Genomic DNA, 10592 nt, shown 5'->3' with positions numbered 1-10592 from the left:
TATCAACGCCAATAGTCGGCCCAATTGCGATCCCTTCGCATGACCTGCTCATCAGCCCGATCACACCAATTCAAGTCCGGAAATTTTTAATGATCACAAGATGTTGGCGTCGCGCGAACCGCCAAAGGAAAACTCGATCACTACAGGTTCGCGGATCAAAGAACCAAGGGACCCTCTAGGTCCAGGGTAGCCTTGGCCCCTACATGCTCCACTTTTCCATGCCATTTCGCTCCGAGGTGGTAAAACCGCAGGCTATCAGCCGATTCGTCAATCAAGTCACAAAGCTGCTGTCGCACATGAGCCCAGAGTGCGGGATCAACGTGAAGCTCAAACACTGAAAACTGGACTCGCTGCCCGTAATTCTGGCAGACACGGGCAATGCGGCGAAGGCGTCGCGCACCTCCAGGATCGCTCGTACGCACGTCATAGCTGACAAGAACCATCATGCGTAAGTCTCACTTCCAAAGAAAAGGCGGGTACGCATCGAGATCTCCGCGCAAGTGCCGCGCTAATAGCTGGGCTTGCACAAAAGGCAGCAAGCCGATGTCAACTTTCTCCTCGATAAAAGCGTGGAGCAGCTGATCGCGCTTTCGCTCTTGATACGCGACAAGAACCTTCTTCCTGCCTTCATCCGTGAGATACACAGCCCCTCCGTCGGCGGAATGAAAATCACGTTCACCCACTTGCCGCAAGTTAACCAGCGATAGCGCAAGCCGGTCTCCGAGCAAGGAGCGAAATTCCTCTGCGAGATCAAGAGCAAGACTCGGGCGCCCTGGTCTATCCCGGTGAAGAAAACCAACGGCCGGATCAAGCCCCACTGTCTCCAAAGCAGACCTGCAATCGTGTGTGAGCAGCGTATACAGGAACGACAACAAGGCATTGAAAGCATCCTGTGGAGGTCTGCGTGTACGCCCGGAAAAATGCAGAGCCGAAGCCTCTGTGCGAATCAGCTGATCCAGTACGCTGAAATAGGCCAGAGCTGCCTCCCCCTCCAGTCCCCGAAGAAAATCCGTACTGATATCTGCCTCAAGCATGCGAAGAGGGATGCGTTTCAAACGTGCCACTGCGTGCTCATATTTCGCGGGGTCTGACAGGCCTTCCCTGTGATCCCGCCACCCCCGTGCAAGCACGGCATGTTGATTATGGATTTTCCCTACCAGGAGGTTTCGCACGATGGCCGTAGTCGCAGCAGGATCATCACTGCGCCGATATTGCTCCTTCCTCAATAACACGTTGCCAGAAACGGGCCCTTCAACTCTTGCCAGAAACTTGCCGTTCTCGGTCAAAAAACAGACGGTGATGCCGTTTTGCGCACAGTAACCAAGCAACGCGGGAGAAGCCAAGATCCGACCTATGCACACGATGCTTTCCAGCATATGCAAAGGCAGCCGCGCCCGTTCCTGACGATCCACCTCCATCACGACATTGAGACCATCCCGATGCAGCCACGCTCCGCCAGTCGTGACATACAAGGTATTGAGTTGCCGCCTCATTGCTCACTACTCCACCGCATTCATCAGCCAGCGCTGTACTGATCTTTGCCTTGAAATGCACTGCGGCATACAAAGATCAACCAGCGAGCACGAGTCACATTTCTTGGCCTCGTATATTGCACTTGGTGTTTGCCTGCTCTCCAGCATGGCGCGCGTTCCCTGAAGCACTTTCAGTGTAAGTTCCCGCAGTCCCCTGTCAAAGACTACATCTTTGCGTCGTCGCGTTTGGCCATAAAACAGTGCACCGCGGGGCACCGGCTTCCCGTACATGTCTTCCAAACATAGCGCTTGCGCACAAAGTTGAACTTCATCCGCTTGATGCGCCTTCGGCCGACCCCGCTTGTACTCGACGGGAAAGGGGCATTCCCCTCCATCCGCTTGCGAATGAAACTCGACAACATCAGCCTTTCCGATCAAGCCGAAGGCTTCATGCGACAACGCCATTGCAGTCGCGACCCGAACACCTTTTCGCGTTCCGGCACCCGGAAGGTCTGCACGTTCGTGCAGGATTCTGCCTTCCGCGGTTTCCCTGCTTTCCGCCCATAGCTGCTCCAGATGGATCAGTGCACACTGCCGGGGGCAATAGAGAAAGTGCTGAAGGGCAGAAAGAGGAATGACGTCCATGTAGCAAATCAGATCAATTCGCTGACAGAGACACCCTGTGGCAAGTTTTGGTCAACGCTCACCTGATAATCTGCGTAGCAACGTGCCGGAGTATCAGCCTCTCCGTTCACGCGAGACACCTTGACCTTGTCGAACAACACATGTGCAGGTGCATTGCCCATGGCGCTTTCATGCTTGAAAACAATCAGCCTGCGTGCTGCCATTTCGCCACGCGCTGCCGAGCGGTCATGCTCGAACATGTTGGTGAGCGCCTGCCAGAACAGCGCGAGGTCGGTGTCAGAAAAACCCGTGCGCTCCGCAAGCTTTGCAGAGATGAAGCCATGTGCACGATACAGTCCATATGGAATGATGTGCTTTCTGCCCATGGTGCGGTTGTCGCCACTTTGCGCTTCAGCTTCCTTTTCAGTCGTTACGGCCATCCGTGTGATGGATATCTCCAGCGGCACTACCGGGTCGATTGAGGTGGCAAAAGCCATTTGCACTGGCCCACGAACCTGACCGGCATTGACGCCCGTAGTCATGACTGCGCCGAAGGTACGCACGTCGAAGAAATTGCGGCACATCCAAGCGGTAATTTCCCGCGCCTTGGCCTCTTCCTTGGGTAGCTTCTTGTATTCATCTTTGGTATCAGGCGGAATGCCCAGGCCTTCCCATGCTTTTTTGTGCTGCAGGTTAAGCACCGCTTTTTCCTGCATGTAGATGGCATAGCCGGAGGTATTTTCCTTGTCCAGACTGACAAAGTTGCGAACCTTGCGCTTCAGGCATACGTCGGTCACAAGACCACGGTTGGTTTCCGGATCCAGGCGAGGCAGGTTACCTGCATCCGGATCCCCGTTGGGATTGCCATTCGTGATGTCGAACAGATAAACAAATTCGTAGCGATGTGCGATGGCACTCATGATTGGGTCTCCCTGTGCAGGTTATTCAGTTTCTTGAGATTGCGAATCGTCCGAGAGAGGCAATTCTTCATCGTCAGACTTTGCGAACCAACTATGTGATTGATGGTAGTAGCCGATGGCAAAGCGCCCCTGCTCTTCGATACGAAGGCTGCGCGGAAAGCTGTCTGACAAACCTTCAACGATTTCGCGGATGTCCTTTTCCAGTACAACAGCCAGTCCTGGCTTTTCCTTGCGCAGCTTGCCCAGATGGTTTTGGGTATTGCGCAGCAACACAGGGAAGACCGAAGCTGGCGTAGCGGATGCCGCGCCGTAGTAGCGGTCACGGATAGTGGCATTCACCTGCCCGCCCAATGCTCCGCGCTGCGCTGTCTCCAATACAGCAAACAAGCGGCCCAGCCGGTAGCCGGGGCTTTTCGATTCCTTGTCGAGACTCACAAGCACCTCCTCTGATTGATCGCCATTTTGAAAACCCAGCCTCTGATCACGCGCCAGAACTCCCTTACAGATGGCCGCACGCATGCCAGACAGGTTGCCGTCTGAGCGTATGCGCATCAATGTGTTCACCAGCAGACTGCGCGGATAGCGCCGACCGCTCAGCACCGACCGCATGAATTCACCTACGAGGTTGTTGAAGGCATCGTCCATCTTGGGCATGGCACCTTCGCGGTGCGGCACCGTTGCCAGCAATACACGACGCGCCGCAGGTTCAGTCTTCCATGGCACCGGTTCGATATGAAAATCGCGTGCGTGCCAAGCAAGACGCTCTGCAAAAAGACCCAGCGTTCCAACTTCCCAGAAGCGGATGGATAGTCGGGAAGCATTGGGAGCCAAGCCCAGCACATACATGCGCGTGCCTTCTTGCAGTTTCGGGTTCAGCTCGCTGAATGGCCGGCCTTTCGCGACCTTTTCGAGCATCTGGCGAACCAGCGCGGCTTCCTTTTCATCATCCGCCGGCGGATTGAGCAAGGCCTCAAACGCCAACTCGGCAGCCTCTGCCTCTTCAGAGTCCGCAGCTTCAGCCCAAAACACCACACTGGCATCTCCAATCTGGATGCGCTGGCGATTGTGCTCACTGCGGCGAAGCAGGTAATTGAGCACGGTGGTGTAGGCAAACGCAGCCTGCTCTGAAACCGGAGCGTTATCTCCCTGCTCCTTTCCATAGGAAGTGAACGACTCCTGGTTGAATGCAACCACTGATGCGCCGGATGTCTGCGCGCCATAAACTCCCTTGATCGCGGGGTGCAGTCGGGCAATAGGCAAACGCTCACCTAGAACCAAACATTCACTCCGGCTAGGTGCGTCATCGCCGCCGCTCAACTGAGTTCGCACCAATTGCGCTGCAGCGCATTCATGCAGGTATTGCTTTTCACCACTGATTCGAAAAACGACATTGGTATCCAGCATTTCCACTGTGAATCGAGGCGCCACAAAGTGCTCGGGCGTCCATTGCGTCAGGAAAGCCAACAGGGCTTTAAGTCCCGCATCATCAGTTGTTGCCAGACAGTTTTGATGCAACTCCTTGAAGGCCTCGTGCTCTTTATCTGCACGTTTGCTGCTGGCGCTTACCCCAAGCACGTAGCTGGTCTTATCCCAAAGAAAATTGGGCTTGATTCCGACGGTACGCTTCTCGGGTTGCGGCACGTTCATCACTCGCGGCATAGGTTTTTTGCCGGACGTATCCCGGATGTCGTTCACATCCACCACTCGTCCATCTGACGCCAGCAGAATTTCATAGCTAATCTTCTCTGGGCTATATCCAAACGGGGCCAGTTCTTCTTCGCCGCGCGCAAGCAGCCGCTGATAATAGCTATTCAGTGCCTGGAGAATCATGCCTTGACCTCCTCACTTTGCCACGGGGGAACAGCGATGACGCCATCTACCATCTGAGCGCGGAAAAAGCGTGGCGTCATACCATTCTCGAAATCGATGTCATGCAGCATCCAGCCCAAGTCGCGTGTACCACTCAGACTGACATCGTGAGCTGGCCATTGCCCCCCCTCTTCCAGCAGCTCAAAGTAGGCCGGGAATTCACGAACGCCCATGCATGGCGCATGAAAATACTGGCCCTTGCGAGCACGGCGATTGAAGATGTCCAAGTGCTTGCCCACTGAGTCATCTGCACCCGCTGCTCGCGTCAATTCGAAGTGAGCTTCAATCACATAAGCGACATCGCGCAAAATGGTCGCGGCACGTTGCTGCCGGTCTTCATCCACATAGGTAGCCAGCCCAGTCGTGCTGCCCGCACGCATGGCCTTGGCCACGTTGGCAGATGAGAGTTTTCCGCCCACTTCATTGCGCCGTATCGACTCGAAACGAATCGGCTTCAGAACATGGATGCGATCAATCTGCCAGCGAATGGCAGGCTTCCAGTGCAGCGCTTCCAAAATACCGCGTGCAGCCGATGGCGTGATGACATCGTAGGAGACTCGCTCTACTTTCATTTCGGGGCGCGTAAAGCATGCGCGCTCCCCCCATACGTGCAAACGCACTCCAAAAGCCATTGCATCCTCCCTTGAGCTTCGAACCTTGGCCTCCTCGAAAGCTCCAATACATTGCTTTGGTATTCAGCTAACCTAATTTATATCGCCTTTCAGAGCACTTTTCCGCCATCGAGTTAAATTATTGTGCTTGGCGTTTTCATGAAGGTGGGTTGTTCCCATCCCAGACCGACGCTGTGGTCATAAATATCCCCATTGACCAGCGCCATGAACTGGTCACCCCATTTGTCCTGCGCTACAGCCTGCACGGCGCCCGCCTTAAATAGGGCATCAAATCCTTTTTGGGGCAACTGCACAAGGTAAGGCTGCAACTGTCGGGCAATCCCGCCACATCCTTCAGCAAACTCCAGATCACACAGCAGCTTTTTGGCCGTATCGTCATACGGCACGATCACAGGCCTTTGCACACTATCAATCAGGCGGAACTTGGCCGCCATGGTTTCGAGCGGCAGGCTATCCACCTGGCTTTCCTTCAGCAATCCCAGCAGGTTGGGAGTGTCGAGCTGTTCGCTACCCTTCTGCCAATACAGCAGCTCGAAATAGCGCCGGATGAATTGGGGCGAGAGTGGCCTTTCATCACCAATTTCACGCAAGACTTCACGCGCGACCTGAGCGTATTGCTTCAACTCCGGAGGCGGCGTCCAATCTTCGTTTTCTGGGATGAAAACAAGTACCTCGCTTTGCGCTAAGGTGCGTTTTCCTTCCCTGTTGCAACGTCCCGCAGCCTGTGCAATGGAGTCCAGGCCTGCCTCTGCCCGTAGGACAGTCGGAAAATCAACATCAACTCCCGCTTCGATCAACGAAGTTGATACCAGCCTGCACGGCCTCCCTTCCACCAGCATTTGCCTTACTTCGCTCAAGACCTCGCTACGGTGTTTGGCGCACATCAGCGTCGTGAGATGCCTCGCCCCAGGCAGATCATTCATCGCCTCGTACACCGCGCGCGCATGCCGCCTGTTATTCACAATACACAGCACCTGCTCGCGCGATCGCATCTCCGCTGCCAACGCTTGGTCGCTCAATACGCCCACATGCCGCACACGGACACGCTCGAGGGCTCGGAACAGCTCTGCGGGCTCAGGCGCGAGTTCACGGACACCTTCCAAACCCCCTTCAAAATCAGGCGCTTCTAGCGCAGGCTGAGTTGCGGTGCAGAGCACCACACTAGTTCGGTAGTTCCGTGCGAGCTCGTCAATGGCAGCCACACAGGGACGCAACAGCTTGAGCGGCATGGTTTGCGCTTCGTCCAGAACGACCACACTGCCCGTTATGGCATGCAGTTTGCGACATTGCGCCGGCCTTGCTGCAAACAGGCTCTCAAAGAATTGAACGGCCGTTGTGACCACAATAGGCGCATCCCAGTTCTCCATCGCCAAGCGCAACTTTTCAGCTGCTTCATAGCGATCAGGATCATTGCGCGGCGGCTTTTCCGCCATAAACGCACTGTGATGCTCCAGGACTGCTACCTCACCCAGCGGGCCCAGAGCCTTGCGAAACACCCGCGCAGTTTGTTCAACAATGCTGGTGAACGGTATTACGACAATGACACGACGCAGGCCATGTAGAAGCGCATGGTCCAGCGCGAAGGCCAGAGAGGCCAATGTTTTTCCACCGCCTGTGGGTACCGTCAGCGAGAACAAGCCACGATCCAGCTCCGCCTTGGCACGTACTTGCTTCAGGATTTCCGCACGCAGCTGATTCACGTCAGAGTTACTCTGGAACCCCGCGAGGTAGTTATTCAGCTGATCGCGCAATGCCGCCAAGGTCGGCATTGCACGATCCCTAGGACTATTCCAATTCGATATTGCACCGTTCTGATAGAAGCGCTCGGTATCGAGAAAATCCGCATCAACCAGGCATGAAAAGATCATGCGCGCCAGGAAGCTCAACTGAAAATTCCCACGGGCCCTGCTATGTGCGCGAAAAGCAGGCAAGGCTAGCCGAGCGGGAAGGCTGATTTCCTGTTCCCAGCAGGGATCCAGCGTCGGCAGATCCCCAGCTTTGAGTCGGTATTGCAGCGGGGTCCGTTCACCTTCTGATTCACCGCCATTGGCCAAGCCCGCGTGGTGCCCCGCAATGCCATAAGCCAACAGACTCCCCATCGCGCCGTATCGGGAGACAGCAATCTGTGCCCCTCGAGTGGAGTGATCTACCCGCAGAGCTTGCCCATGCAGCTTCTGCTGAAACGGCAGGCAATACTTGCCCACATCGTGGAGCAAGCCGGCTGTATGCCCAAGAAGATGAGAGTCAAACTGCTCCGCAAATCTTCCCGCAAGCTCCGCTACCTGAGACAAGTGTTCCTGAAGTGACTGCCAATCGCTTTGATCCTGATTTTGAGTGGAGTGCGCAAAGAAGCGTCCTGACATTCCTTCCATCTCCAACCTCCACGGCGCCGTTATTCGTTATTGAAGGAGCCCTCTCAATACACAGCTCAGCGCGTCAACCCCTCCAACGCCTCCCGATACTTCCCACTAGTCCCCTCAATCACCTCAGCCGGCAACACCGGCGCAGGCGCCGTCTTGCCCCAGGGCTTGCCATCCACCTGCGCCGTTTCCAGCCAGTCGCGCAGGTACTGCTTGTCATAGCTGGGCGGATTGGCGCCGGCCTTGAAGGCAGCCTCGTAGCCCTCCAGCGGCCAGTAGCGCGAGCTGTCGGGGGTCAGCACTTCGTCCATCAGCGTCAGCTTGCCATCGGCATCCAGGCCAAACTCGAACTTGGTGTCGGCAATGATGATGCCCTTGGTCAGCGCGTAGTCGGCCGCGGCCTTGTACAGCGCAATGCTCACGTCGCGCATCTGCGCGGCCAGCTCCGGGCCGATGGTTTTTTCCACCTGTTCGAAGCTGATGTTCTCGTCGTGCTCGCCCACTTCGGCCTTGGCCGCCGGCGTGAAGATGGGCTCGGGCAGCTTGCTGGCATTGCTCAGGCCTTCGGGCAGCGGCACGCCGCACACGCTGCGGCTCTGCTGGTATTCGGCCCAGCCACTGCCGGCCAGGTAGCCGCGCACCACCGCCTCCACCGGCAGCGGCTTCAGGCGCTTCACCAGCATGCTGCGGCCCTGCACCTGCGCCACTTCCCCGGGCGCCACCACGCTTTCGGGGGCGTCGCCCGTCAGGTGGTTGGGCACGATGCCCTTGAGCTTGTCGAACCAGAACAGCGCCATCTGCGTGAGCAGCGCGCCCTTGCCGGGGATCGGCTCGCCCATGATGACGTCGAACGCGCTGATGCGGTCGCTGGCGACCATCAGGATGCGGTCGTCGCCCACGGCGTAGTTGTCGCGCACCTTGCCGCGCGCCAGCAGCGGCAGCGAAGTGATGGAAGAGGTATGGAGTGCGTTGCTCATGCGGGCATGTCCTTGCAGAAGGAGAAAAATCGGGCTGCCCTATTTTATGCCGCCGCACCCTGCCAGGGCCCGCCGCAACCCGCCGTGCCACCCCGCTACAGCCCTTATGCAATTTCTTGAAAAAGCATAAGAAAAAATTTCTTATGCAGAAATAAGCATATAACTTTTTATCCGCCCCATAATCGCGACTTCGGGTTTACCCCAGCACCCTCCGCCGGCCACAAGCCGGCACGTGAAACAAGAAGAAGTCGGCAAATGATTGAACTGGAATCCGTACGCAAGCGCTATCCGGCCCCACAGGGCAGCGGGTGGTTCGATGCGGTACACCCCACCAGCCTGCGCATCGCGCAAGGCGAGATTTTCGGCCTGATCGGCCAGTCTGGCGCAGGCAAGTCCACCCTGCTGCGCCTGATCAACCTGCTCGAGCGGCCCGATGCGGGCCAGGTGCGCATTGACGGACAGGACCTGATGCAACTGGATGCACGCAGCCTGCGCCAGATGCGCCAGAAGATCGGCATGGTGTTCCAGCAGTTCAACCTGATGGCCAACCGCACGGTGGCGGGCAATGTGGCGTTTCCGCTGGAAATTGCCGGCTGGAGTGCCGAACGCATCCGAGCCCGTGTGGATGAATGTTTGGAGATTGTCGGCCTTACCGAGCGCGCACGGCACTATCCGGCCCAACTCTCGGGCGGACAGAAGCAGCGTGTGGGCATTGCGCGGGCACTGGCGCCGCACCCGAGCGTGATCCTGGCGGACGAGCCCACCTCGGCGCTGGATCCGCAGACCACGCAGTCGGTGCTGGACTGCCTCAAGGACATCAACCAGCGTTTCGGCGTGACCATCGTCATCGTCACGCACGAGATGCAGGTGGTGCGTGCCCTGTGCCAGCGCGCTGCCGTGCTGTCGGCCGGCCGCATCGTGGATGTGGTGGAAGTGCAGGGCAGCGACATCACCACCCACCACGCACAAACCCGCGCACTGCTTGAGGAGGCCTGAGCATGGACGAAACCTATCTGGAAGAAGACGCCCCCATCACCTGGGCCGGTGCCTGGGAGCATCTGGCCGACATGCAGGAAGAGATCGTTCAGGCCGCCATCGAGACTGCGCTGATGCTGGGCATCGGCCTGGGCGCGGCATTGCTGTTCGGGCTGCCGCTGGGCGTGCTGCTGTACCTTACCCGCCGCGGCAACATGGCCGACAATCCCTGGCTGCACGGCGTGCTGAGCTGGGTGGTAAACCTGGTGCGTTCCTTCCCCTTCATCATCCTGATGGTGGTGCTGAGCGGCTTCACGCGCATCGTGGCGGGCACCTCGATCGGTCCGCTGGCGGCGGCCGTGCCGCTGTCATTTGCGGCCATTCCCTACTTTGCCCGGCTGGCCGAGCAGTCGCTGCGCGAGATTCCGCGCGGCGTGCTGGAGGCCGCGCAGGCCATGGGTGCCAGCCCGCTGCAGATTATCGTGAAGGTGCTGCTGGTAGAGGCCCGCGCCGGGCTGATTGCAGGTTTCACCATTCTCACCATCAGTTTTCTGAGCTACTCGGCCGTGGCCGGCGTGGTGGGCGGCGGCGGCATTGGCGATCTGGCCATCCGCTACGGCTACCAGCGTTACGACACGGTGGTGCTGGTGGCCATGTCGCTGCTGCTGATCGTGCTGGTGCAGGGCATCCAGCTGGCCGGCAACTACGCCGCCGCCAGGCTCGACAAGCGCTGAACGCGCATCCCCCGATTTCTCCCGTTTAC

The 10592-nt window shown here is 57.6% G+C and carries 10 protein-coding genes; 2 read left to right on the top strand and 8 right to left on the bottom strand.

All coding sequences use genetic code 11. The features are described 5' to 3' along the window. Positions 1-155: 155 nt before the first annotated feature. From cas2 to BMW28_RS09145, 8 genes are all read right to left on the bottom strand, one after another. Positions 156-443 carry a CRISPR-associated endonuclease Cas2 gene (gene cas2, locus BMW28_RS09180; protein ID WP_327020817.1) on the bottom strand — a complete coding sequence of 96 codons (288 nt, stop codon included), beginning with the start codon at positions 441-443 and terminating at the stop codon, positions 156-158. A gap of 12 nt (positions 444-455) precedes the next feature. Continuing rightward, positions 456-1493, bottom strand: coding sequence for a type I-C CRISPR-associated endonuclease Cas1c (gene cas1c, locus BMW28_RS09175; protein ID WP_091816932.1), 1038 nt, complete (start codon positions 1491-1493; stop codon positions 456-458). A gap of 6 nt (positions 1494-1499) precedes the next feature. After that, complete coding sequence (cas4, locus tag BMW28_RS09170) at positions 1500-2117, bottom strand: CRISPR-associated protein Cas4 (protein ID WP_091816929.1); 618 nt, start codon at positions 2115-2117, stop codon at positions 1500-1502. A gap of 8 nt (positions 2118-2125) precedes the next feature. Then, positions 2126-3016: a type I-C CRISPR-associated protein Cas7/Csd2 gene (gene cas7c / locus BMW28_RS09165; protein WP_091816927.1), complete on the bottom strand. Its 891-nt coding sequence runs from the start codon at positions 3014-3016 to the stop codon at positions 2126-2128. 21 nt (positions 3017-3037) lie between these two features. After that, on the bottom strand, positions 3038-4846 hold the full coding sequence (cas8c, locus tag BMW28_RS09160; RefSeq protein ID WP_091816924.1) for a type I-C CRISPR-associated protein Cas8c/Csd1: 1809 nt from the start codon (positions 4844-4846) through the stop codon (positions 3038-3040). Beyond that, positions 4843-5517: a type I-C CRISPR-associated protein Cas5c gene (cas5c, locus tag BMW28_RS09155; protein ID WP_091816923.1), complete on the bottom strand. Its 675-nt coding sequence runs from the start codon at positions 5515-5517 to the stop codon at positions 4843-4845. Before cas5c ends, cas8c begins: the two co-directional genes overlap by 4 nt. Before the next feature lie 113 nt (positions 5518-5630). Continuing rightward, positions 5631-7880 carry a CRISPR-associated endonuclease Cas3'' gene (locus tag BMW28_RS09150; protein WP_234970100.1) on the bottom strand — a complete coding sequence of 750 codons (2250 nt, stop codon included), beginning with the start codon at positions 7878-7880 and terminating at the stop codon, positions 5631-5633. Between the two features lie 65 nt (positions 7881-7945). After that, positions 7946-8854 carry a phosphoribosylaminoimidazolesuccinocarboxamide synthase gene (locus BMW28_RS09145; protein WP_091816917.1) on the bottom strand — a complete coding sequence of 303 codons (909 nt, stop codon included), beginning with the start codon at positions 8852-8854 and terminating at the stop codon, positions 7946-7948. A gap of 255 nt (positions 8855-9109) precedes the next feature. On the opposite strand from BMW28_RS09145, the gene BMW28_RS09140 reads away from it, so the two are divergent. Both BMW28_RS09140 and BMW28_RS09135 read left to right on the top strand, forming a co-directional pair. Beyond that, positions 9110-9850, top strand: a complete 741-nt coding sequence (locus BMW28_RS09140) for a methionine ABC transporter ATP-binding protein (RefSeq protein ID WP_091816914.1) — start codon at positions 9110-9112, stop codon at positions 9848-9850. 71 nt (positions 9851-9921) lie between these two features. Then, positions 9922-10563, top strand: coding sequence for a methionine ABC transporter permease (locus BMW28_RS09135; protein WP_234970103.1), 642 nt, complete (start codon positions 9922-9924; stop codon positions 10561-10563). The last annotated feature ends 29 nt before the right edge of the window (positions 10564-10592 follow it).

The sequence above is a fragment of the Allobrachymonas denitrificans DSM 15123 genome, assembly GCF_900110225.1.
Lineage (GTDB): Bacteria > Pseudomonadota > Gammaproteobacteria > Burkholderiales > Burkholderiaceae_C > Brachymonas > Brachymonas denitrificans.
Note: the sequence above shows the minus strand (reverse complement) of the source record. Positions and strands in the feature narration are given on the sequence as shown.